We start from the raw sequence: 24573 nt of genomic DNA on the forward strand, positions 1-24573 counted from the left end.
CTTTAAGGGTAATACCGGCCAGCAAAGCTGTCACTGCCTACAATATGTTATCCTTCATCTTTGACACTAGAGCACTTAACCATGTTCCAGGTTGGCGCCCTTTTCTGGAATAACTAATAAGCTTTTTATTAGCTAGTAATGGTAACAATTATTTATTATTCTTCATCAATGTCATCTTCAAATTCAGAATTCGATAAAATAAATTCTTTTAAGTTAAGAGCTATTTCATCTACTTCTTCCGTTTCGTGATACCAAATATAAACTTTGTTATCTATTACCATATCAACAATCCGAAAACATAATTTGTCTCCTGTACCATCTTCACCAATAGATATTAAATCATCCTTCATTCCCTCATCTCTTACTTCTTGATTTTGTCTTACAATATCATCCCAGGTTCTTTTTAAGTTTTTGGAGTCTTTAATAGGGAATAGAGTCCATTCACCAATTTGAGCATTGTTAGTTAATTTAAAAAGGTCTTTGTATTGATTAGGGAAGGAAACACCTAATTGTTCTTCTGCTGATTTTATATTTATATCCGTAACTCCAGGTTTACTTGTTTCGATTAGATCGATTACATCGTTCATTAATATACCATCCCTTTAAATTCTTTTTACATAACATTTCTCGTTTTTTTCTTCAAATACCTTCTTGAGCTATCCTGTCTTAAGATTAAAGACTAAAAAAATAGACTGCTAAAACAGTCCATCGTTGTTCGGTTCTTGCCCCCTTTAGTTGAACAGGAATTAACTCAATTGCTTGTTAAAAATACTTTCCCTTTAGTTATTTTAGAAGATTCAACAACATTTATAGCCTTTTTTACATCCGACAAGGCATACTTAGAATCTACTTTCATTAAGTGGAATTTTTTATCAGCTAATAACCTTATTATATGATTAAAAGTTTCTTGCCATTTATCTACAGACACATTTTCATTCCAATTCCGTAAATGAAATATATTCGCATTCACCTTTGCTTTTTTTACAATATCTGCCCAGTTCACTTGTATCCCTGATAAAAGACCGATGGAAATAAAGTTTCCATTGGGGTGGACACTAAAAGCCAAGTCGTTTCCAGATGAACCTCCAACGGAATCAATAGCAGCATCTGCACCTATTCCATTTGTTAATTCCATAACTGTTTCATAAAGCGAAGCTTTAGATGTATCTATCACATGAGAAGCACCGAGATGAAGTAAGTCTTCTGTATATTTATTATTTCTAGTCACTGCAATCAATCGAAAACCTAAAATCTTTGATAATTGAGCAAAAATATGCCCAATAGAAGAACCACACGCATTAACCAATAAAACATCATTCGGTCTTAATTTTAAAACTTCTGTACAAACCACCCATGCTGTAATGGGATTGATATACATCTGTGATGCCGTAAAATCATCAATTGAATCAGGTATAGGAACTGTATTTTCTGCTGATGTCTTAACAAATTCTTGCCACGTACCTTCCCCTCTTAAAGGTAAAACTCGTTTACCAATAAGATGATGAGAAACTAAAGGGCCTACATCTTCTACAACCCCAACTCCTTCATAACCAGGAATATTAGGTAATGAAATTCGATGAGAATAAGACCCTCTAATCGGGATTAAATCAGAAGGATTGATAGGGCGTGCCAACATTCGAACAAGGACTTCATTATCTTTTGGGGCTTCAACGCCTTTATATTCAACTTTCAAAACATCTTTAGGGCTACCAAATTCGTAGAATTTAATACATTTTGCATCCAAAACTATAAGTCTCCTTAACATAAATCAGATTTATTTAATTATATCACCTTCAACTAAACTGCCCTTTAACTTAATACCAATTATTTCAAATATACTCAGATCTGACAATCAATTTTTAAGATGAAAAGGACGCAATATTAGATATTTGTGCCCAATTTTTGTTTAATGGCCAATAAAAAAACGAGCGCAAATCCACTACAGAAATGCGCCCGTTTTGTTTAATTTCACTGTTTTAATACAAAACCATATGTCAGTTCATAGGGACTACAAACAACCAAAAATATTGATTGTTAATAAAATGTAAATATTGGGTAATTATCGTTCAGTATCATTCCCTCTACTTACATTATAATATTATTTATTAACGTTTTATAGACTACACTTTTTAAAATCCCTACACTATACTGTTATACATAAATCTAAAGATATAAGGGGTGTATCAATATGAATGACAAGAAAGATGTCTTAGATAATGGTCCTTTTTTCCATGGCACTAAAGCAGAACTGAAAATTGGAGATTTATTAGAGCCACAACACTTATCAAATTACCAAGATAAAAAATCTAACTATATATATTTTACTGCAACATTAAATGCTGCTAAATGGGGTGCTGAATTAGCAAGATCTAAATCAAAAGAGAGAATTTATATTGTAGAACCATTAGGTGACTTTGAAAATGATCCGAACTTAACTAACAAAAGATTTCCTGGAAACCCAACACGTTCTTATAGGTCTAAATCTCCTTTGAAAATAGTAGCTGAATTAAGTTCATGGGAAAGACATTCCGATGAAGAAATAAATCATATGCTTACATCACTAAAAAAGTTAGCTGAAGAAGGAAAAAATGTAATATACGATTAATCCTTAAAATCTATAAAGTCATGACTCAAGAAAACCAAAAATCAAGCCCCTCAATCTTTGAGGGGCTTGATTTCAACAACCTCGCCCTAAAAAGGAAAATGAGCGCTGACCCTTATTCAAGAATCGGGAGTTTTTTGAATAAGAATTTTCTTTAAATATTTTTACTTCAGTAATATATATGTTTCAGTAAAGGCTTTTTATAAAACGTCACTTACTTATTTGTTACCGAGTTGTTCCGCCAAACCGATTAGAAGTCCTTCTATTCCACGAATGTAGCAGAGTCGATACGAGTCCTCGTACTGAACCACTTCGCCAACAAGCTGAGCACCATACTTAGTGAGTCTGGATACCATTTCGTCAATGTCTTCAACGGTGAACATAACGCGTAGATAACCGAGGGCGTTTATAGGAGCAGTCCGGTGATCTGATATAGTAGGTGGGGTGAGAAATTGCGAAAGTTCAAGTCGGCTGTGGCCATCTGGGGTAACCATCATAGCAATCTCTACGCACTGAGAACCCAATCCGGTTACGCGACCAGCCCATTCACCTTCGACAGTGGCTCGCCCTTCGAGGTTCAAGCCAATCTCCTCGAAGAAAGAGATTGCTTCATCAAGGGATTCTACAACGATGCCGACATTGTCCATTCTTAGTAATTTGTTTTTTGCCATAGTCTCATCTCCTTATGTGTAAAAATTTATTATTCGGTCATCTTCGTAGATCATACTATTAAAAAGTTACAAATTCCTTCCAAACAACAACTTCGACTTCCCCACAAAATATTCCTACCTTGTACTCCACTAAATGGCCCGTTTGTGGAACAAATGAAAAATTCATTCTTCAACTAAATGCCCGTTAACTGAAGATACTAAAATTTACTGGCATAGTTGAAGGGGGCGGCAGCTGGTTCAGCAAACTCTCCTACATAATGAAAGACTCGAAAAATAAAATGAATGACTAGAATACCAAAATAAACAAATCCTTTTGATGTGGATTATATTATTCAGCCAATACTTTTAATCTTTCAATAAGTGAATCTAAATTAGAATTTAATATTAATTCTATATGTCCTTCATAGGCTCTAGTTAATTTATTGACACCATAATCTATCATTGGCATTCCCATCTTTATTTTTCTTTCTCTAAAATAATTTTCTGCACTTTTTAGTAAATCGTTGAAAGAAGTTATATTTTGATAAAATGTCAATAATGTAGCGGAGTCATCTATGTTTAAATAATCAGAAACATCTTCATATAATTTTTCCCAGTTCAATGGTATGTAAAGAGGTGCCATAATTATTCCTCTCACTTGGTTTCTACCTTTTAGTTCATTAATATTAATTTCTAAATTGTTTAATAACATACGACAACTTACTTTTGTACTTTTTATAGGTATATCAGGTACTAAGTAATTTACAATAATATTTGCAAGCTGACCATTGTTTTGGTATTCATTTTTAATTTCAATTTTTGTTTTAATATTCATATTAATTAATAGTTGATTTACAATTTCCATACCTACGTCATAATCATTACTTTCGTTGTTGCCTTCTTCGTGTTTCTTCTTTAACTCAATTAACTTTTCAACTGTATAAGATTCTTCATCACTGTCTATTACGTCATGATGTATCGGACACATTAATATGAGATTATCAAATCCTCGCCTCTCATCATTACTCTGATTTGGATCATATCTTGGTCCTTTTTCAGACCTGGCTTTAATGTGTCAAATTCTACCAGTTACTTTTTCTTCTTCAATCAATTTATTTATACATTTCGGAAATGCACATCTGTTTCCTGAAACAGCAAATAATCTTTTAACAGTACTTGGTGTTGGGATGGTTGTCATTTTATTCCTCCTCTTGCTCAATAAACATATTAAAGCCTCATTTGTATAAGATTTACTCATCTATTGCTTTATCCCAAAATTAACTCTTGCTTAATACTAGAATTAAAGGTTGGTGACTTTTATTTACACTCTTTCACAACCTCTTATAATTTTAACATAAATACCCATTTACTGTTTTTATTTTTATTCACTAATCTGGCCCTAAAATAATAAATAGGCGCTCATCCTTGTTCCTGGAAAGCACCCGTTGAATATTATCTATTAACGTTATATGTTTGATCCCTAACTACTACAGTTTCAGGTACAAAACGAATGAAGATATTTATAGGATCTTGATACTTGAATCTAGGATCCCAGTCCTTTTCCTTTGATCTCAAATATTTTGCAAATAACCGTTTTCGAATAGAATTCATGTGTGTGGATAAACGAAAATGAGTAGATCATTTATTAAAAGGATCTACTCGTTATTTGTTTATTGTGTTGGTAGTCAATTGGTTTAATTGAGTGGGATGTATTATTTCACCTATTTCTTTTCACCATTAAGAAAAGCTTGGTTATATTTTTTTCCTAGCAAGTATCCTGATATGATTCTGCTTGCCAAATGCCCACATTGCATTACATCATTGATATCTAACACATTATTTTTTGTATTAGCGTGGGCTGCAATTTTATTTCTTTTTTGAACTACTTTCCCGGCTTCTTTCTCCAGTTCGGAAATATCTAGATGAGATATTACTTTAATTAATTTCCTTCGAGCTGTAACTGCTCCTAACAAGGACTTATGAATAGATTTATAAATTTCAACATCGTTATTTTTTCCCTGATAAGATTCATTAAAAGTATTTTTCAAAAAGATATTCATAATATTTTCTATTTCTTGTTCAAATTGATGAGCATAAACTTTTGTGTATAAATGATTGACAATCAATTCTATTGCTTTATAGAATGTTAAATATGCCTCTTCATATAACTCTAAATCGGTTAATCTTATACCCCGAGCAAAGTACTTTATAGAATTGGTTACTTTCTTCTGATCCTCATTCTTAAGATCATTAAATGCTGCTTCAACAATTTTTAATTTTTGAAAATTCCTATTTGAATTTGTAACATGTTCTATCTCAATAGGTGTAGAAAATTCATAAATATCTTTTAGGTTATTGATAGCTAATAAATCATATCCATATAAGAAAGATAAGAAGTTGATAATATCAAAAATTTTATTTTCTGCTTCATCTTCACTTTCCCCATATACGTTTATTTCCAAAAAAAGATCTCCAGATTGAGGTTCCCAATTATAATTTATTGCTCCATTCAATACCTTGAAAAATGTATTCTTTGTTAATTTTAAAATAATACTATCATCATTAATATCTAGTAATTCAAGTGTTATACCATAATTAGCTAACAAAAAAATTCCCCTTTCACAAACTATCACTCAAAGTAATACGATATTAAATCCTTTAATTGCTTAATAGTCTTTATTTTTACTATCCCATAATGCATTATAATTGCTTTACTATACTTAAAGCTGAAATGCCTCACCAAAACATAACCAGGTGTAATCGAGGTTATCTTTTCATAAAACCAAAAAATAATTATTTCATTACATAAATTGTTTCAAAGTAATTTTCTCTACTGTCCTCATTTAGTCAAAAAGAAAAGGATTGCCAATGCAACCACTTTCTTAAACACTAACACCTGTTTTAAACTGACTGGGTAACAGACTTCAGTCTATAGGTACTAAAATATTTTCTAACAATATCATCAATATTATCAAGTACAACACTTGAGTGTTCAGCAATCAGTTTCATTATCTCAAGTGAGCCATGTGATACACCTTCCGTTATATATTGACCTAAAGATTTGCCTATAACTAACTGAGCAGTAGCATCTATATGTGGCGATACTCCATATTGATATTCTACTTGCTTTCCTGTCGCTACTGACTTGCCATAGAGTACAGGTGGAAATTTAAAGCCATCTTGTAGTGTATTCATTATAGCAACATCTATAATTTCACCATCTAACTCAATCCATGAATGGTCAAAAATATAATCCTCAACTTGAACTTCACCAAGTCTTATAACTGGATTATAACCTTTCTCAGTTAGCAGGATATGCACAATTGCAGAAACTAAATGACAACCCCCTTGATAATCATACTCAGCTATAAAATCAAAAGCACCTCTAATAATTTCTTTAACTTGCTGCTCACACTCATAATTATCAATACCTACCCCCCAGTTTTGGCGCCAATTCAAACAGCATTTCTTATATTTATTACCACTTCCATATGTACAAAGGTCGTTTCTACTTAGATTCAAATATCTCATCTCCTATCTAATATGAGTCCTCTCTAACTATAGAAGCATAAATATGCACGCAGTACACCTTTCGTTTTTCCTAGCCTAAATCATACTATCGGAATTATTATAAGGTTTATATTTCGACCAAACTTATCATGAAAATCCAGAATTAACATTCTCTAAATTAGAGCTCCTATTCCTCTTTCAAATACTTACTTCTCTCCAGGAGCCCGTTATTAGTCATCTTCTGTTCACTTGTTCGTAACTTCTCTAAAACTTCCTCGATTCTTTTTTTTGTTTCATTTGAACATTTCCTGTATGACCTACGAAAAGCTAGTATACTATCCACAGTAACATTTATATAACCTGATGACTTTAATTGTAAGTAAATACTAGGAACATGACGTATTTGATACTCCTCAATAGTTTCTATTGAAGACTCCAATTCAGAATAAGTTTTAGGTAATTTCTCTTTATGACTAACAATTTGATTTCTATCTTTTAGGTCTAGATTTCTTAATATTGTACCTTTTCTTATTCTGGATGGGGGATTGGAATTATATGCACTTCTAGTAGCTTCCTTAATTTTGTGTTGTAATTGCTTATCCAAATGTGCAAAATTTAATCTCTCACGGACTGGAGGAATATTGTCATTTAGCCATTTCAAGTCCCTCTTGTAAAGCCAACTATACTCTTTATTAGCAATCTTTTTAATTGCAACTCTAGTAATCTTAGGATATAAATCTTTCAAACGCATAATTTTTGCTCTATATTTTTCTCTACGCTTATCTCGGGAAACACTTGCGACTAACAATGAAGTGTCAGGTAAATCAGTAGGAGCACATTCCCTATATGCTAAATTTGTCTTTTTAAGATTTCTAACTAATCTGGCTACTGTGGAATGTTTAGAATTCAGTATCTCCGCAATCTTTCTAACATTACTTCCTTCGAGATATAGTTTAATTACTTTATTTCTCCAAAGCTCCCCCATATTAGTTACATTGTATTTCTTCCCATCACTATCACTAATACCGTCGTAATATTTCCTTGTATATTTAAAACCACAAATATTACAAGTAAAGCTGCCAATAGTAGTATTATCTAAAAAGGTTCTTCTACAATTGACCTTTGGCTTTTCTTTTTTGTTATATGTAGGACAAACGGTATTATGGCATGGCCACGGCTCTGATCCAAAAGGTAAGGAGCTTGTATCCTTGTTTTTTAAGAAGTTCTCGACAGTCCCAGCCAAATAGCACATTAACAGAATATAAATTATTGAGAAATTTGCCATGTATTGGGGATTTAAGAATTTGGAGGTTAAAGTCTCTCTTTCTATACCTAATGAGAATAAACAATCTTCATGATACTTTTCAAATAAATCTTCAATTAGTTTGGTCTTATCTATAACCCCTTTATTACTAATATAATTTTTATTGCCAAGAAGCAATAATATTTTGGCAAATAATTTCTGACTATCCATCCTATTGTACTGTTTAAAATATTTTACTTCCGATAGTAACTTAAGTTTAAAATTAAAAATGGTATCTATTTTGACTTTCTTAATACATGAATAATCACAACACGGCTTTATAGTTAAGGAACTTGCATATTTATTAGTAAAGTATTTTCCACACTCTAAACATTTTTCAATAAGGTTTACATGATGGAGAGGACAAAAGTTTATAAAGGATAATTGATGGTGTAAGTGAATATATGCTTCTCCATATTTTTCAAAATCCTCTTTTATACATATAGGACAATAATTAATTACTTTGTTTACTAAAGGAAAATGTTTTTGTATATCTATTCTATTAGCGTAATTGTAAGAGCCGGTTTTTCCATACATTATATCTTCATTCACGTTAATTAATCTATCCTCAGGTAAAAATGCCCTGAGAAAAGGAAACCATGTTAAAGCAAGAATATACTCTTTATTATAAAAATTCCCATAAGGCATTTTATTAAGTAAGAATGAAATATTTCTGGGAATTGTACTTACTTTTTCAGAATTTAGATTAAAAAGCTCTATTTTTGTTTGTTTAAAATCCGAATTACCAGACCGAACATGATATCTATATACAACACTACGAAAATCTTCATCCGGATAAGGGGTAGGAAAAAACAATAACTTATTCATATAGCCTCCCGATGCTTAGATATATTTAAGAAGTTCATCACAGTCTACTGCTAGATTTGCCTTTTCTAATGCTTCCTCTGTAGACAAATTATTTTTATAACCTTGTTTCACAATATATCTAATATCACATTCTTCAAGGATAGGTTTAATTTTTCTTGTTCTCTTTTTTTTATTATCTAAATTATTTTCTCCTTTTTCTTCAGAGGAAAAAGGAGTAGTTGTTTTTAATGCTAGTTGAGCTAATTGAGCAAACATGTGTTGTTCTTCTCCCATTCCCTCGCTTGCATTATATACCTGATAAGCCAACGATTCAGCCACTTCTAGAGTAGGGGTAAGATTTGTAGCAAAACTAATCAATTCCTCTAAAATTTGTTCTTTACTTCTCAGTTGTTGAGCTCTTGAATGGTTTTTTTTAATTTTTCCATAGAGATTAATTTTGAAAGCAGCTTGCTTTATATAATCATTAAACTCTTCCCATTCTGGTTCAACATCTTCTATACTCTCCAAATCGGAATAACTCCCCCCTCCCTTTCTTATTTTTTCAAAGAGAGGAAATAGCAGTCTAAGGCTTTTTGATGCAACTTCATTTAGAAGTGAAGGTGTGATTATTTCTGTGTTTTCATTCAGTATTGCTTTTGATTGTAAATGCATGAATAATTTTATTGCTATATCTGGTATTCCTAAAGTGTAATAATACATAACCTTTTTTAAATCATCTGAAAGTGGTGTATATTTTTTAGTGTATTGTAAATCCCAAAGAGCATCGATAAACTCACCCCATTCCCAACTATCTTCTAACATAAAGCTTGTAATATTTTCACTGAATGTATCTGGAACACCTCGACGAGCGTTAGCTAATGATTTTTTAAATAGGTACATTGCTTTAAATGTACCTATAACTATTGTAGGTATTCCTATGGTATTTACTAATTCGGTGAAGAAGTTAATCATCCGCTCATCCCCGCCAGAATGAGCCTTATGTACGTTTTGTATCTCATCAATAATCAATACACCTAGATTTATCTGAGCAGCAACTTTGACCATACGCTTAGCCAAATTATCAATAGTTCCTCCTTTTTCTCCAAACTTTTCATAAAAGTTACTACCTAATAAGTCATCTACAGCAGAATAGAAATTTCTAATGCTCCCAGTGATTTCCCACTTGGACATTCAATTTTTAACCAAACTACTTGTGTCATAAGTAATTTCTTTCCTTTATAATCACGGTGATGAATAACTTGTGGGAATAGATTGTTTAATATTCGTTCATAAATCTTACTTTTTCCCATTCCACTTAACCCGATTTCCGCAAGACTTTGAGCTGTTTGAATATTACCTGCTAAATTACTACCTTTCTCATCTATTCCTTTTTCAAGTATCTTGTCCCACCCGATAGCAAACTGACGATTATACACAGCATTAAGCGGGTTTCTTGATTGATAGCCAATCTTTATCATGTTGTATAAACCTCTGTACTTTTCATAATGAGCTGGTAAAGGAGTCCAGAAACTCGGTTTTATTTGTTGTACCAATTCTAAACGATCTTCAATATCCAATTCCAAGAAACCTTCTTCAAACTTGGGAACGGAATGAAGCCTATCATAAAATCCATCTATATCTACTCGGTTAGGAATAGCTTCAATAAACGGGTTCCCTTGGTTTTCCGGTACAATTTGACTTTTATATGTTGCCATACAATGGATTCCCTTAAGGTTTTGTTGCCCTTCATTCCAAAGATTCATTACTTCTTCTCCTTGCTTTATTTTTCTTAGTAAAGACTTGTTGAATTTTAGAATTCTCATCAGCTTTGACTACCTCTTTACCACTTGGAAATTCTATCACTTCTCTTGAAATGTTGTTTTTACTATCTTTATTTGTATGGTTTATTGCAGTCCATGCATTTTGGCTACCTATTGATTTGCCCTCCTGCTTCTTATTCTCTCTTTTATTCTTTTGACGCTCGTAAAAACTCAACTCAGATGTTGTTTCTTTTGTAGTTGCAATAGCCTCGTCAGCTAGATTTTCTGAAAATGCATGAAATTCTGCTAAATGTTGTTTTTCTTCCCTTTCTTTTATTTTGATTTGGTTTCTTTTATATTTCATAATTTCTTTGACCTCTTCTAGATGTAGACCATCATAATCTTTATACTTCGCAGTAAGATAGCATTTCTCTATACGCCCATTTTTTAAACGAATAAAAATACTACTTACATTACGAGGATCATAACAAATAGTAATGGTATCTTGACCTTCTATACACTTTTCCTCAAACCAACCTTCCTTTATTGCAATTTCACAAGTGTAATACATATTTGCAAATTTAATTCCATGTCTAGTAACAGGAACGCTTTCTTTGGGTAATAGGTTATAACGAAGTAAATCACGTCTAACCTCATGTAGTAGATTTTTTCTTTTCCCCCAATTCCAAACTGCGAGTGGAGTTAACTCCACTTCATCCTCAAACATTTCCTTTGTAACAAAATATTCTTTATTAAGGGCGCTCTTATTAAAGGCTATAATTTGTAGTATCATAAATTGGGTAAACTCATATATGGTCAAAGCCGCATTTCGTGTTGGGTCAAACTCGCCTCTTTCCCTTAGTTTTGCAGGCTTTGCCCCTGCATGGGAAAGCTGTTCTCTTATTTTTTTATTGGTTATACGAAAGTGCTGTTCCACAAATGGTTTCAAATCACCTCGATAAGAGGGGGCATTAGCAACATCAACATTTATATTTACTAGATTTTCTGTCCATTTCCCCTTTAACTCTCCTCGATCCCCCACTAAAAACTTTGGTAAATACTTGCAAGGCCAATCGCTTTCTTCTATCTTAATACCATATCGCCGACAAAATTCGACTTTATCACTAGCGGAATTTTCTAATGCAACCATCTGTTCTATTTTGGAAGCATGTAATAAGCTAGCATGAAACCCTACAACCATACGACTATACACATCCTTTACTATATAAAGTGTAGGTGTACCAATAGTTGTCTTTCTATCATTTGCCACCAATATAATATCTGCTGGAGTAGAATCTATTTCATACAAGAAACCTACACCTTTCGCCCGTTCTGTTGCATCACCTTGTAATGGCCTTACATCCATTTCAGATTTCCTTCTTCCATGTCTATTGGCATACTGTATTCCTAGTGTGTATTCATTGTGATACCAGTAGGAGAACTGTCGTAAAGTTGGTACTTTTTGAGGTTCTATTATAGGGACCATAACACCATTTTTACGGTAATACCCTGCATTATAATGTTCCTCGCACATATGTTGATGAGTTGCTGTCAGGTCCATTTTCCTTTCTATATGAAATTTTTTAATTGCTTTCTTAAATATTTGTTTATCATAATCTTTCACAATGTAATCATTTCCATCTGCTGATTTTGGTCCTGGTTTCTTTGTGAAATTTCTTGGTTCCCCTGGTGCACCGCAATCAAAGTAGTTTCGCAACAAAGCGTTTTTTGTTTTACCATAAAACCAGTATCTTTTAAGAAGTCTATATAATTCTTTTTTGGACTTCCCTGTTTCTTCTACAGTCTTGTGTATTAATTTCCCTCTTAATTTTGGAAGATAGATATCGGGTTCTATATTTGCAATATTCTTGATAATTAACCAGTTGCTATCTCTTTGTGCACCATATTTCTTTAAGTAGTTTTCATCAGGTGAAATCAACCTTGTATCTGGTTCTATTTCAAGTACTCTTGCTCTATTCTCATGAATTTCACTTAATAATTGGTTAAATTCAAGTGAGTAAGGAAACTTCATTTTTTTATGATCAGTTATGTTTACTACAATAATGTCTATTCCATCAGGACTAATCCAAAGAACTCTCAATAGAATAGGTTGTTCCGTTTCAGTTTCAAAATTTAAAAGTTCAATTATACTATTTTCTACAATTAACATTTCTGAAGTCTCCTTACTAACCTATATTTTTATTTATTGATTCTCTTTGCTTTTCCAAGTTAAATATAATTAATGGATGGGAATCCTTTATTACCATATTCATATTGGTTCCCCATTTTTTTGTCGAAAGCATGTGTTTCAATATAAACATACTTGTTCCACTATCTATTCCAAACTCACTATCACACCTTAGACACAATTTGCTAATCGCAGTTTCCCCATCATCATTGATAATTTTCAGAAAGAGCGATTCACCAATAAGATCAATTAGTTCTTCATCTACTGTTGGTCTTGTACTAAGATATCTAGCTTCATACATCCATTCCACATTAGAAATTAACGTTTTGGGTAATTTACTATCCAAAATTATCCCCCAATTTATATCCTGTTCTGCAAAGTATCGCCTCTCAATCTCAAACAACTCTAATGTCCGCTTAGATAATTTAGATACAGGCTTTACCGTTCGAACCAAGTCAATTAATCCATTAGAAGTTTTTAATGTAATAACGAAATCGGTAGTCATAACCACTGGTACACCGTCAATATTTGCATGCTTAATCCCTAATTGTTCAGCGATTTCTTCTGTCCTACTAAGTGGAAGAAGGGGGAATTGTTCTCTAATATCAACGACTTCCTCTAACCATTCTAGGTAATAAAGGTACCTCCTCTCATGTTCGGATAATGTATGATGGATTCTGTTAGTTTTCCAACCTAAATGACGTGTAACCCATCCTTCCGAAGCAACCTTATTATCATGAACTTGAATAAACGGTTCGTAATCTTTACCAGTTCCATGTCCCCGGCCATCTCTAATTCTATTTTCTTGAAATTTTTTTATTCTTTGACCACGATTCATTTTTTCGTCTCACTTTCGCATAGTATGTTGAAGAGAATATAGACTCTATATATAGAGTCGGTATTTAGACTCTAAGGCAAAAATAAAAACCCCCGCATTAAGCAGGGGTTTTAAAAATTTAAGAATTAATATTTTGATTTTTGGTACTAACATATTTATCACCTTTAATAAGTGTGTTATAGAAAAATGATCTAATCAAAACAAATCATTCTTATTTTACTTAGTTTCCAAAAATCTATTCTAAAAGATATTTCTTTATAAAAAATTTGTTACCTAGTTACCAACATTGTTGTCCAGTTACTTACTATTATGTTTAGTTACCGACATTATTGTATAGTTACTAACAATAATGTCGGTGAACACGGTTGAGTCTTTTTAATGTCTTATTATTCCACCGTAACGCTCTTCGCAAGGTTACGTGGCTTATCTACGTCACAATCTCTGTGAAGTGCTGCGTAGTAAGAGATCAACTGCAACGGAATAACAGAAACTAGTGGAGATAGCAGTTCGTTTACTGGTGGTACAACGAAGCTGTCTTCTTCTGTTTCTAGGCCTTTCATGGAGATGATACAAGGATTCGCACCACGTGCTACTACCTCTTTCACGTTACCGCGGATGGATAAGTCCACTTGTTCTTGTGTGGAGATGGCGATAACTGGTGTACCATTTTCGATTAGGGCGATTGTTCCGTGCTTCAATTCTCCTCCAGCGAATCCTTCTGCTTGGATGTAGGAGATTTCTTTTAGTTTCAATGCACCTTCAAGACCTACATAATAGTCCATTGTACGGCCGATGAAGAAGCAGTTTCTTGTAGTTGCCAAGAATTTGCGAGCGATGTCTTCAAGCTCTTCTTTTGCATCACATAGAACTTCCATTGCGTTTGCAACGATACCTAGATCTTGCACTAGGTCGAATTCTAGCTTGTGTCCTTTCGATTCCGCTAGTACTGCAGCGAAAATGGACAGAACGCCAAGTTGTGCTGTGTAAGCTTTTGTAGAAGCTACTGCAATCTCAGGTCCTGCGTGAAGTAGCAATGTGAAATCTGCTTCACGAGATAGTGTAGATCCTTGTACGTTTGTAACAGTAAGTGCCGGGTAACCAAGCTCTTTTACCTGTACAAGTACTGCTCGGCTGTCCGCTGTTTCTCCACTTTGAGAGATGAAGATGAATAGCGGCTTTTCAGATAAAATTGGCATGTTGTAGTTGAACTCACTTGCTACGTGTACTTCTACAGGTACTTTCGCAAGCTTTTCAATCATTTGCGCTCCAACAAGACCTGCGTGGTAGCTTGTTCCTGCTGCTACGATGTAGATGCGGTCAGATTGGTTAACAGCATTGATGATGTCAGCGTCAATCGTTAACTCGCCGTTTTCGTTTTGGTATTTTTGGATGAGCTTACGAATTACTAATGGTTGCTCATCGATTTCTTTTAACATGTAATGTGGGTATGTGCCTTTTTCGATATCACTTGCATCAAGTTCAGCAGTGTATGGCGCGCGCTCAATGATTTCACCGTTTAGCTTTTTAATTGTTACCGCTTCTTTCTTCACGATAACCATCTCTTTGTCCATCAGCTCAACGAATTGATCCGTCACTTGGATCATCGCCATTGCGTCACTTGCCACTACGTTGAAGTCACCTTTGCCTACTCCAACCAATAGAGGGCTCTTGTTTTTTCCAACATAGATTGTTTCTGGATCTTCGTTGTCCAATAAAGCAATCGCGTAAGAACCTTTAAGGATGGAAAGAGTGCGACGCATCGCTTCTTCCACATGCTGTCCTTCGTTTGCAAATTTCTCGATGATTTGTACAACTACTTCTGTATCTGTTTCACTTACTAGTTCTACGCCTTGTAAGTGTTCGCGTTTAAGTTGTGAATAGTTCTCGATCACTCCGTTGTGTACAAGTGTAAAGCGACCAGACGTGCTTTGGTGTGGATGCGCATTTACTTTACTTGGTACACCGTGAGTTGCCCAGCGAGTGTGACCGATTCCAGTTGATGCTAAAACGTCATTGTCCACTACTCCGCGAAGGTCTGCAATACGGCCTTTTTCCTTGAATACGTGTACGCCGTTGTCGTTCATAACAGCGATACCAGCAGAGTCATATCCACGGTATTCAAGTTTTTCTAGACCTTTTAATAGAATTTCCTTTGTATCCTGTGTTCCGATATATCCTACGATTCCGCACATAAATAGTTTCCTCCCTAGAGTTGCAGGGACAAGAAAGCACACCATAGTAAGGGGACAGTCTTGCCCCCACATTACCTATAAAATAATTTGGTAATCATAGTAACAGTCTTTGTACATAAAGTTGCCTTTATGCTTTAAACTGTTCCTGAGTCGGTTGTGATTGGCAACCGGGAGGCATCCGCCGATAGATCGATAAACCTCCTCCTCGTCAACTAAGCATTGTTTCGTCCGTCGCTTAGTTCAGGCGCTTTGTGTATCTAGTTATTTGTTGTGTAGCTTTGATGCTCCTTTCCATTCTTGAATAGCAACAAATAATATCTTACCTTCCATACCCCAATTCGTCAACAATTATGTGGATTATTTCCAATTACTGCAAAGCTGGGGGCATTTTGACTTATGAAGCTAGTGTGTTCGGTTAGTGAGTTAGCTCAGGTGTTGGATTAGACATTAGACGGAAAATGACAATTTTGGTGGCTAAATTGAGCAAATACACCGCTTTTTGATTGGTTAAAAAAGCATTCAGACACTTTTACATACGGTTCGGACACTTCCGCAAGGTTTTTGGGGTGGGTTCGGACATTAATAGGAACTGTTCGGTCAAAAATTTATGATGTTTGGACATTTCAAAATTACGTTCGGACAATTATGTCCAAACTTCGGTCAAAATCGTAAAATATTTGGTCAACTTTGCCGAAACTTCGGTCAAAAACGGCAAAACTTCGGACATTTACAAATTCCAGTGCATGCATGCCCCAGCTTCAACCTCTCCCCACATCGATAGTATGAACTAAACGTTTACAAGTCAGCATCAATGCTAACCAAAATTCCCACACCATATAAAAAAGATATGCATCCACCGCTTCATGAGTGCGGTATATGCATATCTTTCTCGTTCAATCCAACGTTTATTCCGTGCCCATTTCCGCGCGCACAACTGCTGCGATACGTTCTACGTACTCATCGCATTGCTCTTGAGTTGGTGCTTCGGCCATGACACGTACAAGTGGCTCTGTACCGGAAGGGCGCACAAGGATGCGGCCGTTGCCGTTCATTTCCGCTTCAACTTCTTCAATGACAGCTTTCACTTTCTCGTTCTCTGTTACACGGTGCTTGTCCGTTACTCTTATGTTCACAAGAAGCTGAGGAAACTTGGTCATTTCGCCAGCAAGCTCAGACAGGCTCTTTTTTGTTAACTTCATAATGTTCACAAGCTGAAGGCCTGTTAGCATGCCGTCTCCTGTTGTGTTGTAGTCAAGGAAGATGATGTGGCCGGATTGCTCTCCACCAAGAAGGTAGTTGCCGTTTTTCATCTCTTCTACTACATAACGGTCACCTACTGCTGTTTGTTTAGTTTCTACATTGCTAGCTTCTAATGCTTTGTAGAAACCTAGGTTACTCATGACAGTGGATACTACTGTGTTATGGCGAAGACGACCTTGTTCGCTTAAGTATTTTGCACAGATAAACATGATTTGGTCTCCGTCGACGATTTGTCCTTTTTCATCGACTGCAATGATGCGGTCTCCGTCGCCATCAAATGCAAGACCAATGTCTGCACCTTTTTCAAGCACTAATTGTGCAAGAGCCTCAGGGTGAGTAGAACCAACGCCGTCATTGATGTTTAATCCATTCGGAGAAGAACCCATCGTGGAGATGTCCGCCTCAAGATCTGCAAAAAGATGTGTTGCATGAGAAGATGTCGCACCATGTGCGCAATCCAAGGCAATATGAATGCCAGAGAAATCCTCGTCCACCGTTTGTTTTAGGAACTGAAGGTATTTTTGTCCACCTTCAAAATAGTCGTTCACTTGTCCAAGGTCAGCACCGACCGGACGTGGTAGGCTATCTATCTCTTCGTCCATCAATGCTTCGATTTCCGCTTCCTGATCGTCAGACAGTTTGAATCCGTCTGGACCGAAAAACTTGATTCCGTTGTCTGCAACCGGGTTATGAGAAGCAGAGATCATTACACCAGCTTGGGCACCCAATGCTTTTGTCAGGTAAGCCACACCAGGAGTCGAGATCACACCTAAGCGCATGACTTCTGCACCAATGGAAAGTAATCCTGCCACTAGCGCTCCTTCAAGCATGTGTCCTGAAATACGCGTGTCACGCCCAATCAGCACTTTCGGACGAGTTTGGTCCTTTGTTAACACATATCCTCCCAAACGTCCCACTTTAAAAGCCAATTCAGGTGTTAATTCTGAGTTCGCTACACCGCGTACTCCATCCGTACCAAAATATTTACCCATTTCGTAAATCTCTCCTTTTACTACTCATTAGTTTCTTCTATTAATCTAAACTTTACATTTCTTTTTGGCAGGTCCCACGAAACGTTTTGTGGACCGTTTATTTCAAGAGGGGCTTCATGGTCCCCAGCGGTCAAATCGGTTACGTTAATATACATTTCCATATCGGAACTTTTGACGCCATCTAGGATACTTGGTGCACCGAGTACGGTAAGATCCATTACGCCGGTTTCCGGTTCAATGAACTCTATTTCCAAACCTTCTGACAGTCCGATTTGTTGTATAGGGACATTTGTAAACGTCTTTTGTTCTTCTTTTTCCACTTCCACGTTAATCTTCACCTTCTCCGGTACAACGCGTTTCACGCCATCCGGTACTGGTACATCAACTTCAATGGTTGTACTCTCTGTAATCTCCGTCAAATCCAACTCTATATTATCAATGAATTCCAACTTGTCAATGGCGCTCTTCGGACCATAGACTGTTACTTCATTCGGTACTGCTTCTATCTTGGTAATACTCAGGTCTTCTTTTAATGACCCTTTGCGATTTATTTTCAACGGAACTGATTTAAAAGGACTGGTAATCGGAACATTCACATCTACCACCGGAGGGTCAATTTCCACATTTAACGTGTTTCCTTCTCTGTCGTAGACTGTCACACGCGACTGTTGCTCAATAGACTCATTGACGCCCTTAAGATCCACACGTGCTTTTACCAATGCGATACTTTCAATTAATTCACTAGATCCTGTTACTTTTACTATATTAGGCTTTACAATTGGTTGTTCTGCCTGATACCCTTCTTCCATTTGGCCTCTGTTAATAAAATCAACGTCCACTGGGAAATCCTCTGAGATCCTTTCATGGATGGTAACGGAAGCTACTGATGGTTCAATTCTCACTTCTAATCTGTCAGAAAGATTCCGAGACTCCAACGTTACTTCGTGAGTTCCGATACCTAAATTAGAAAGATCTGCAATAATTTCGAAATCCTTCTGCAAGGCTGTCGGTTTTACAGATGCTGTCGGACCCTCAAGTGTAACCGTAACACTTTGTGGAACACCGGATACCACCAGGTTCTCCCGGTCATAAAACGTTTCAACCGGAACATCCGTCACAGTTTGCACATCCGTAGACCCGGAAAAAGGAGAAGGGGGAGAGTCTGCCTGCTGAGTGGAACTATTCTCGATGCTGACTGACATGTATAGCATAAAGGCCAATAACAATGCGATAATTTTCATCACCCAACGGTTATTGATAAACTTATCCATCCTTCTGCCCCCTCCACTGCCAGCGATTCGATGTAGTGGTTTTCACACTTGTATCCAATTCCTTCTTTAATAGCTCGCTGAATAATTCAGGTTCAAGATCTCGGTGCAATTCACCGTTCTTCGTAACAGATATACTCCCAGTCTCCTCTGATACGATAATGGTGATACTATCCGTTACTTCACTTATTCCAAGGGCTGCTCTGTGCCTTGTACCCAGTTCCTTTGAAATAAAAGGGCTCTCAGACAATGGAAGGTAACAAGCTGCTGCAGATACTTGGCTCTTCTGCAAAATAACCGCTCCATCATGAAGTGGTGTATTTGGAATAAAAATATTAATTAAGAGCTCGGATGAAACTTTTGCATGCAACGGAATACCCGTCTCTATGTAATCACCCATCCCGGTCTCTCTTTCAATCGAAATCAACGCTCCAATACGACGCTTAGCCATGTATTGCACGGATTTAACGACTGCTTCAATCATTTTGGCATGCTCTTCCTCATCATCTATACCGCTTCTTGAAAACAATTTCCCTCTACCCAATTGCTCCAAGGCGCGACGAAGCTCTGGCTGAAAAATAATGATAATCGCCAGGAATCCCCATGTCAAAGCTTGGTCCATCAGCCATTGTAAGGTACTGAATCCTAAAAAGTTACTAAGAATTCTTACCACGACAATCACTGTTATTCCTTTTAATAACTGGACCGCCTTTGTCCCACGGATGACCATGATAAGCTTATAGATCACAAACCAAACGAGTAAAATATCTATGATATTTGCAAGATAACTTAAATATGGCATATCCCCAAAAGGTATTTCAAAAGGCATCCTCACACTTCCTTTAACAGTACAAGATTTATGTATCAAGTACGAAAACCGTAACCATGTTATTATAGCATATTTTTAATAATCAGGTAGAAATGGCCTTTTAATTCATGTTTTGCAACATTATTATAATCTCCTTGAAATATAAAAAGATGCTTGAATTGTTTCAAGCATCTCGTTTGGTTATTACTTTTAACAGCTGATCTCCGTTTCAGGCGCTTCGCTTTCCTGCGGGCGGTCCGGATGCCTCCTCGGGCATGCGCCCTGTGGGGTCTTCCCTGTCCCTTCCTCCCGCGGGAGTCTTCGCGCCTTCCACTGCGATCAACTAAGTTATTGCTTAGTCATTAAAGACGTTAATAGCTTTTTTGAAGCCGTCTTTCATGGTGTACCAGATCCATTCAAATGCCTGGTCGATTTCTTCAATTTCACCTGTTACTTGGCCGGCAGAAGCGAGGTAATTTTCGCCGTTGATGACTGTCACATTCCCTCTGACTTCACCTTCCACACGAATGTTTCCGTTCTTTACAACAACATCCCCATCCACCACCTTGCCTTCCGGGACAATGACGGTATTATCCTCTACTACTAGATTGGGCTGGTTGGTGAATGCAAACTTTTCTTCCTGCCAACCTCCAAATAAACTTCCGCTCATTAAAATAAAGAAAATGGCAGCTGCTACAAGCATTGGGTGGGAACGCAGCCAGCGATTCCATCCAATGGTCTTCTTTTCTTTCGGTAAACTATTCATCACTCTTTGCGTGAAATCATTTGGTGCAGATATATGAGAGGTGCTTTGCACAAGGGCAATCGCCTTCTCCAGCTCATGGAACTGCTGGTAGCATTCCTTGCAGTCGTGGAGATGTGCTTTTAGCTCTTTTTCTCGTTCTTTTTCTAGATCACCATCTAAATACTCATGCATATACTGGACGATATGTTCCGGACATTTATTCATTGTTTATAACACCTCCAGAATTAAACATGGCGCAATTGCTGTCTCAGCGCTTCTCGCCCTCTATGGATTCTAGTCTTGACTGTTCCGACCGGAACTTCTAGAATCTCACTGATTTCTATTAATGATAACTCGTCAATGTACTTTAAGACAATTACCGATCGGTATTTATCTGGAAGCTTCAGTATCTGGCGCTGGATTTCTCCTTGCAGCTCCATCGTTTCCACTTCCTCTTCAGGCAAGGCAATATCTGCTGCAACCTGAGAATACATCGTTAAACCTTCTGTACCTGCTACTTCTGCATCTAAATAATAGTCCGGCTTCTTTTTGCGTATGCGGTCAATCGTCAGGTTTGTTGCGATCCGATATAACCAGGTCGAAAATTTGCGATTCACATCGAAGCTGTTGATGTTAATATATGCACGTATAAAAGCCTCTTGTGCAATGTCTTCTGCTTCATGCGAATTGCCGATCATTCGATAGACCAATTGATAGATCTTGTCTTTGAACAATTCCACAATTTCCGCAAATGCATCCTGATCGCCTTTTTTTATTTGTTTTATTCTTTTTCTGATTAGTTCTTCCATTCCGTTCCCCCGTTGTCTGGCGGTCGACTAGTAATACGTGCTATCGCCGTAAAAGGTTTCATTTTTCTTTATAAAATATATTCTAACAAATATTTACTGAAATTGGTTTGAAAAAGGATAAAAGAGGGTAAAAACTACTAATTAGTTTTTTTGAAGCCTAATGAATAAGGGGTGTTGTATAGTGGCCGTCCATGCTACCGTCCATTTACAAGAAGCAATTGAGAGAAAAAGAGAAGAAATGATTCGACTTTCCTCAACTAACCATCTTCAATCTAAGGAAGTAATTGATGCGAGCACCTCGCTTGATTCATTGATAAATCAGTACCTATACTTACAAATCAAACGAAAACCAGCAACTTCTTAATTAGTTGCTGGTGTTTTTTTGTAATAGGAAATTGTTAGCTGGTGATTGGAGCAAAAGGCGTAGACTCCTGCGGGGGAGAAGCGACAATGTTGAGACCCCTGAAGCGTTGTGAGAAGGCTCAAGGTCCCCCCGCGGAAAGCGAACACATTTGCGGAAATCGACAGCGGAGTTTAGCAGATTCTATGATTATAAAAGTTTTTCCCCAAACAAAGATCCCATCAACGCGACAGCAACCGTGGCTGTTTTGTTACGCTCGTCTAAAATTGGGTTCACTTCCACAAATTCAGCTGAAGTTAAGATATTTGCTTCCTCAAGCATTTCCATTGCTAAATGGCTTTCGCGATAAGAGATACCCCCAAGTACCGGTGTTCCCACTCCTGGTGCATCATGAGGGTCTAGTCCATCAAGGTCCAAGGATAAATGAACTCCATCTGTATGGCGCTCCCTCAAGTAAGCAATTGCCTCCTCCATCACGGCAGCCATACCCATACGATCAATCTCATGCATCGTAAATACTTTAATTCCTTTTTCCTTGATTAGTACTTTCTCGCCTTCATCCAGTGATCTTGCACCAATGATAACAATATTCTCAGGCTTAATTTTAGCATGGTCTCCGCCAATGGACGTTAAAGTAGAATCACCAAGACCTAAGCTCACTGCAAGCGGCATGCCATGAATATTACCTGATGGGGATGTTTCACCCGTATTCAGATCTCCATGCGCGTCATACCAAATGACCCCCATGTTGGAATAGTGCTTCGCAAGGCCAGCAATGGTTCCGATCGCAATACTATGATCTCCACCGAAAACAAGAGGAAACCTGCCATTTGTAAGTACTTCATCAACTTTGGAAGCCAGGTTCTCACTCGCTTCCGCAACCGCTTTCAAATTTTTAAGATTACTTTCACTATTCGCCGTTCTTTCTCTACTGCCAATTTCAATATCTCCCAAATCTTCTATCGTCTGTGTTAAATTTTCTAAACGTTCTACTACTCCTGCATATCTAATCGCACTAGGACCCATATCCACTCCGCGACGTGTCTGCCCCAAGTCCATTGGTACTCCAATAATGCTGATATCTTTCTTCATGAATCGTGTCCCCCTTTATGTAATCTACTTCTATTGTATAGGGAAACTATAAGATGACTCAACTCGACATAGTTTTGAATATATATGCAGTTTGGAATAGTCGGATTATTACTATTAATAATGTGGATAGAACCTGTAAACTGTCTTGCAGAGTTAGGTAATCTAAAACTGAGACTGAGAATAAGCGGCCATTTTTACATTTCGCCCGATAAGTTGTGATTTTCGCCCGTAAAATTTTATTTTCGCCCGATTCACTTTTGTGGCCCTCTTAGACTTACGTTACAAGAGAAACCTTTTCGTGCTTCCTTTTACTAAAGCCCCTTCTAAAAGAGCATACAAAAAAGCCATAAACCCAAAGGTCTATGACTTATACTTTATTAGAAAGTGGAGCCTAGCGGGATCGAACCGCTGACCTCCTGCGTGCAAAGCAGGCGCTCTCCCAGCTGAGCTAAGGCCCCTTATGTAGTTATAATAAAGCTTTTGTATAAGTTATGTGCCATGAAGGACTCGAACCTTCGACCCTCTGATTAAAAGTCAGATGCTCTACCGACTGAGCTAATGGCACGTTGGCTGGGCTAGCTGGATTCGAACCAACGCATGTCGCAGTCAAAGTGCGATGCCTTACCGCTTGGCTATAGCCCATTAATTATAGTTCTTTCTCTATGTACCACATACCCAAACTTCGGTAATAACTAACTTCACTTATTATCTCTGATTTCAGGAAGTTTATACATTTCTTCAAACAAAAACTCCGGAATTTTCATTTCGAAGTTAAAATGGTGGAGGGGGGCAGATTCGAACTGCCGAACCCGAAGGAGCGGATTTACAGTCCGCCGCGTTTAGCCACTTCGCTACCCCTCCAAGGGATATGGTGGAGGATGACGGGATCGAACCGCCGACCCTCTGCTTGTAAGGCAGATGCTCTCCCAGCTGAGCTAATCCTCCAATGTAATATTAATTTCTAAGGACAGTTATTTGCTGACGCAAAAAACTTAGTTATTTTCACTGTCGTGAAAAAACTTTGGTGACCCGTACGGGATTCGAACCCGTGTTACCGCCGTGAAAGGGCGGTGTCTTAACCGCTTGACCAACGGGCCAATTTTTTTGTATAAGCTTCCAACCGGGCTCGAACCGGTGACCTCTTCCTTACCATGGAAGTGCTCTACCTAACTGAGCTATGGAAGCATGGCTCCACCAGTAGGATTCGAACCTACGACCCTTCGGTTAACAGCCGAATGCTCTACCGCTGAGCTATGGTGGAACAATACTAGCCTGGCAACGTCCTACTCTCACAGGGGGAGATCCCCCAACTACCATCGGCGCTGAAGAGCTTAACTTCCGTGTTCGGTATGGGAACGGGTGTGACCTCTTCGCCATCATTACCAGAC

General features: G+C 37.0%; 21 protein-coding genes, 8 tRNA genes and 1 rRNA gene. 2 read left to right on the top strand and 28 right to left on the bottom strand.

Annotated elements, in window-relative coordinates; all coding sequences use genetic code 11:
* Nucleotides 1-155: 155 nt before the first annotated feature.
* Both LC091_RS18240 and LC091_RS18245 read right to left on the bottom strand, forming a co-directional pair.
* Nucleotides 156-587 (bottom strand): SMI1/KNR4 family protein, encoded by a 432-nt coding sequence (locus tag LC091_RS18240; RefSeq protein ID WP_226683456.1) that lies wholly within the window; start codon nucleotides 585-587, stop codon nucleotides 156-158.
* Nucleotides 588-751: 164 nt separating this feature from the next.
* Nucleotides 752-1744 (bottom strand): zinc-dependent alcohol dehydrogenase family protein, encoded by a 993-nt coding sequence (locus tag LC091_RS18245; protein WP_226683457.1) that lies wholly within the window; start codon nucleotides 1742-1744, stop codon nucleotides 752-754.
* A 444-nt stretch (nucleotides 1745-2188) separates the two neighbouring features.
* Here LC091_RS18245 and arr point away from each other — a divergent pair, with 444 nt between their 5' ends.
* Entirely contained in the window at nucleotides 2189-2605 is a 417-nt protein-coding gene (gene arr, locus LC091_RS18250) for an NAD(+)--rifampin ADP-ribosyltransferase (RefSeq protein WP_226683458.1), read from the top strand.
* Nucleotides 2606-2820: 215 nt separating this feature from the next.
* Here arr and LC091_RS18255 read toward each other — a convergent pair whose 3' ends face one another.
* The 16 genes from LC091_RS18255 to sigW all read right to left on the bottom strand — a co-directional run bounded on the left by LC091_RS18255 (nucleotide 2821) and on the right by sigW (nucleotide 21732).
* A complete protein-coding gene (locus LC091_RS18255) occupies nucleotides 2821-3273 on the bottom strand; it encodes a VOC family protein (RefSeq protein ID WP_226683459.1) in 453 nt (150 codons plus the stop codon).
* A gap of 328 nt (nucleotides 3274-3601) precedes the next feature.
* Nucleotides 3602-4240 carry a hypothetical protein gene (locus tag LC091_RS18260; RefSeq protein ID WP_226683460.1) on the bottom strand — a complete coding sequence of 213 codons (639 nt, stop codon included), beginning with the start codon at nucleotides 4238-4240 and terminating at the stop codon, nucleotides 3602-3604.
* Between the two features lie 87 nt (nucleotides 4241-4327).
* Nucleotides 4328-4450 (bottom strand): hypothetical protein, encoded by a 123-nt coding sequence (locus LC091_RS20455; RefSeq protein WP_264179384.1) that lies wholly within the window; start codon nucleotides 4448-4450, stop codon nucleotides 4328-4330.
* A 523-nt stretch (nucleotides 4451-4973) separates the two neighbouring features.
* Nucleotides 4974-5858 carry a hypothetical protein gene (locus LC091_RS18265; protein ID WP_226683461.1) on the bottom strand — a complete coding sequence of 295 codons (885 nt, stop codon included), beginning with the start codon at nucleotides 5856-5858 and terminating at the stop codon, nucleotides 4974-4976.
* Between the two features lie 295 nt (nucleotides 5859-6153).
* A complete protein-coding gene (locus tag LC091_RS18270) occupies nucleotides 6154-6774 on the bottom strand; it encodes a hypothetical protein (protein WP_226683462.1) in 621 nt (206 codons plus the stop codon).
* 175 nt (nucleotides 6775-6949) lie between these two features.
* Nucleotides 6950-8893 carry a TnsD family Tn7-like transposition protein gene (locus LC091_RS18275; protein WP_226683463.1) on the bottom strand — a complete coding sequence of 648 codons (1944 nt, stop codon included), beginning with the start codon at nucleotides 8891-8893 and terminating at the stop codon, nucleotides 6950-6952.
* Between the two features lie 15 nt (nucleotides 8894-8908).
* Nucleotides 8909-10063 carry a TniB family NTP-binding protein gene (locus LC091_RS18280; RefSeq protein WP_226683464.1) on the bottom strand — a complete coding sequence of 385 codons (1155 nt, stop codon included), beginning with the start codon at nucleotides 10061-10063 and terminating at the stop codon, nucleotides 8909-8911.
* Nucleotides 10012-10635, bottom strand: a complete 624-nt coding sequence (locus LC091_RS18285; RefSeq protein WP_226683465.1) for a hypothetical protein — start codon at nucleotides 10633-10635, stop codon at nucleotides 10012-10014. The genes LC091_RS18280 and LC091_RS18285 overlap by 52 nt, the downstream gene beginning before the upstream one ends.
* Nucleotides 10619-12802: a Mu transposase C-terminal domain-containing protein gene (locus tag LC091_RS18290; RefSeq protein WP_226683466.1), complete on the bottom strand. Its 2184-nt coding sequence runs from the start codon at nucleotides 12800-12802 to the stop codon at nucleotides 10619-10621. The genes LC091_RS18285 and LC091_RS18290 overlap by 17 nt, the downstream gene beginning before the upstream one ends.
* A 16-nt stretch (nucleotides 12803-12818) precedes the next feature.
* The gene (locus LC091_RS18295; protein WP_226683467.1) at nucleotides 12819-13658 is read right to left on the bottom strand and encodes a TnsA endonuclease N-terminal domain-containing protein; all 840 of its coding nucleotides are present in this window, start codon (nucleotides 13656-13658) and stop codon (nucleotides 12819-12821) included.
* A gap of 386 nt (nucleotides 13659-14044) precedes the next feature.
* On the bottom strand, nucleotides 14045-15850 hold the full coding sequence (gene glmS, locus LC091_RS18300; RefSeq protein ID WP_226683468.1) for a glutamine--fructose-6-phosphate transaminase (isomerizing): 1806 nt from the start codon (nucleotides 15848-15850) through the stop codon (nucleotides 14045-14047).
* 905 nt (nucleotides 15851-16755) lie between these two features.
* Complete coding sequence (gene glmM / locus LC091_RS18305; RefSeq protein WP_226683469.1) at nucleotides 16756-18102, bottom strand: phosphoglucosamine mutase; 1347 nt, start codon at nucleotides 18100-18102, stop codon at nucleotides 16756-16758.
* Nucleotides 18103-18122: 20 nt separating this feature from the next.
* On the bottom strand, nucleotides 18123-19373 hold the full coding sequence (locus tag LC091_RS18310) for a CdaR family protein (RefSeq protein WP_226683470.1): 1251 nt from the start codon (nucleotides 19371-19373) through the stop codon (nucleotides 18123-18125).
* On the bottom strand, nucleotides 19366-20187 hold the full coding sequence (gene cdaA / locus LC091_RS18315; protein WP_226683479.1) for a diadenylate cyclase CdaA: 822 nt from the start codon (nucleotides 20185-20187) through the stop codon (nucleotides 19366-19368). Before cdaA ends, LC091_RS18310 begins: the two co-directional genes overlap by 8 nt.
* Before the next feature lie 346 nt (nucleotides 20188-20533).
* Complete coding sequence (locus tag LC091_RS18320) at nucleotides 20534-21148, bottom strand: anti-sigma factor family protein (protein WP_226683471.1); 615 nt, start codon at nucleotides 21146-21148, stop codon at nucleotides 20534-20536.
* 20 nt (nucleotides 21149-21168) lie between these two features.
* Nucleotides 21169-21732: an RNA polymerase sigma factor SigW gene (gene sigW, locus LC091_RS18325; RefSeq protein WP_226683472.1), complete on the bottom strand. Its 564-nt coding sequence runs from the start codon at nucleotides 21730-21732 to the stop codon at nucleotides 21169-21171.
* A 160-nt stretch (nucleotides 21733-21892) separates the two neighbouring features.
* Between sigW and LC091_RS18330 the strand changes: the two genes are divergently transcribed.
* Entirely contained in the window at nucleotides 21893-22096 is a 204-nt protein-coding gene (locus LC091_RS18330; RefSeq protein WP_226683473.1) for an aspartyl-phosphate phosphatase Spo0E family protein, read from the top strand.
* Between the two features lie 186 nt (nucleotides 22097-22282).
* Here LC091_RS18330 and rocF read toward each other — a convergent pair whose 3' ends face one another.
* The 10 genes from rocF to rrf all read right to left on the bottom strand — a co-directional run bounded on the left by rocF (nucleotide 22283) and on the right by rrf (nucleotide 24572).
* Nucleotides 22283-23185 (bottom strand): arginase, encoded by a 903-nt coding sequence (gene rocF, locus LC091_RS18335; RefSeq protein WP_226683474.1) that lies wholly within the window; start codon nucleotides 23183-23185, stop codon nucleotides 22283-22285.
* Nucleotides 23186-23570: 385 nt separating this feature from the next.
* A tRNA-Ala gene (locus LC091_RS18340) sits at nucleotides 23571-23643 on the bottom strand.
* A 34-nt stretch (nucleotides 23644-23677) separates the two neighbouring features.
* Nucleotides 23678-23750, bottom strand: a tRNA-Lys gene (locus LC091_RS18345).
* Nucleotides 23751-23752: 2 nt separating this feature from the next.
* Nucleotides 23753-23827: transfer RNA gene (locus LC091_RS18350), tRNA-Gln, on the bottom strand.
* 135 nt (nucleotides 23828-23962) lie between these two features.
* Nucleotides 23963-24046, bottom strand: a tRNA-Tyr gene (locus LC091_RS18355).
* An 8-nt stretch (nucleotides 24047-24054) separates the two neighbouring features.
* Nucleotides 24055-24130, bottom strand: a tRNA-Val gene (locus LC091_RS18360).
* A 77-nt stretch (nucleotides 24131-24207) separates the two neighbouring features.
* Nucleotides 24208-24282: transfer RNA gene (locus LC091_RS18365), tRNA-Glu, on the bottom strand.
* A 14-nt stretch (nucleotides 24283-24296) separates the two neighbouring features.
* A tRNA-Thr gene (locus LC091_RS18370) sits at nucleotides 24297-24370 on the bottom strand.
* A gap of 1 nt (nucleotide 24371) precedes the next feature.
* Nucleotides 24372-24446 (bottom strand) — tRNA-Asn (locus tag LC091_RS18375).
* A gap of 9 nt (nucleotides 24447-24455) precedes the next feature.
* Nucleotides 24456-24572, bottom strand: a 5S ribosomal RNA gene (gene rrf, locus LC091_RS18380).
* Nucleotide 24573 lies beyond the last annotated feature (1 nt).

The organism is Sutcliffiella horikoshii (assembly GCF_020524325.1).
Lineage (GTDB): Bacteria > Bacillota > Bacilli > Bacillales > Bacillaceae_I > Sutcliffiella_A > Sutcliffiella_A horikoshii_D.

What these genes read in the sequence shown, in the direction of transcription:
- LC091_RS18290 (WP_226683466.1), bottom strand. Translation starts at nt 12,802, where the DNA reads ATGTTAATTGTAGAAAATAGTATAATTGAACTTTTAAATTTTGAAACT.
- glmM (WP_226683469.1), bottom strand. Translation starts at nt 18,102, where the DNA reads ATGGGTAAATATTTTGGTACGGATGGAGTACGCGGTGTAGCGAACTCA.
- rocF (WP_226683474.1), bottom strand. Translation starts at nt 23,185, where the DNA reads ATGAAGAAAGATATCAGCATTATTGGAGTACCAATGGACTTGGGGCAG.
- LC091_RS18260 (WP_226683460.1), bottom strand. Translation starts at nt 4,240, where the DNA reads ATGTGTCCGATACATCATGACGTAATAGACAGTGATGAAGAATCTTAT.
- sigW (WP_226683472.1), bottom strand. Translation starts at nt 21,732, where the DNA reads ATGGAAGAACTAATCAGAAAAAGAATAAAACAAATAAAAAAAGGCGAT.
- LC091_RS18275 (WP_226683463.1), bottom strand. Translation starts at nt 8,893, where the DNA reads ATGAATAAGTTATTGTTTTTTCCTACCCCTTATCCGGATGAAGATTTT.
- LC091_RS18240 (WP_226683456.1), bottom strand. Translation starts at nt 587, where the DNA reads ATGAACGATGTAATCGATCTAATCGAAACAAGTAAACCTGGAGTTACG.
- LC091_RS18320 (WP_226683471.1), bottom strand. Translation starts at nt 21,148, where the DNA reads ATGAATAAATGTCCGGAACATATCGTCCAGTATATGCATGAGTATTTA.
- arr (WP_226683458.1), top strand. Translation starts at nt 2,189, where the DNA reads ATGAATGACAAGAAAGATGTCTTAGATAATGGTCCTTTTTTCCATGGC.
- LC091_RS18310 (WP_226683470.1), bottom strand. Translation starts at nt 19,373, where the DNA reads ATGGATAAGTTTATCAATAACCGTTGGGTGATGAAAATTATCGCATTG.
- LC091_RS18295 (WP_226683467.1), bottom strand. Translation starts at nt 13,658, where the DNA reads ATGAATCGTGGTCAAAGAATAAAAAAATTTCAAGAAAATAGAATTAGA.
- LC091_RS18255 (WP_226683459.1), bottom strand. Translation starts at nt 3,273, where the DNA reads ATGGCAAAAAACAAATTACTAAGAATGGACAATGTCGGCATCGTTGTA.
- LC091_RS18285 (WP_226683465.1), bottom strand. Translation starts at nt 10,635, where the DNA reads ATGAATCTTTGGAATGAAGGGCAACAAAACCTTAAGGGAATCCATTGT.
- LC091_RS18280 (WP_226683464.1), bottom strand. Translation starts at nt 10,063, where the DNA reads ATGTCCAAGTGGGAAATCACTGGGAGCATTAGAAATTTCTATTCTGCT.
- LC091_RS20455 (WP_264179384.1), bottom strand. Translation starts at nt 4,450, where the DNA reads ATGACAACCATCCCAACACCAAGTACTGTTAAAAGATTATTTGCTGTT.
- glmS (WP_226683468.1), bottom strand. Translation starts at nt 15,850, where the DNA reads ATGTGCGGAATCGTAGGATATATCGGAACACAGGATACAAAGGAAATT.
- LC091_RS18330 (WP_226683473.1), top strand. Translation starts at nt 21,893, where the DNA reads ATGAATAAGGGGTGTTGTATAGTGGCCGTCCATGCTACCGTCCATTTA.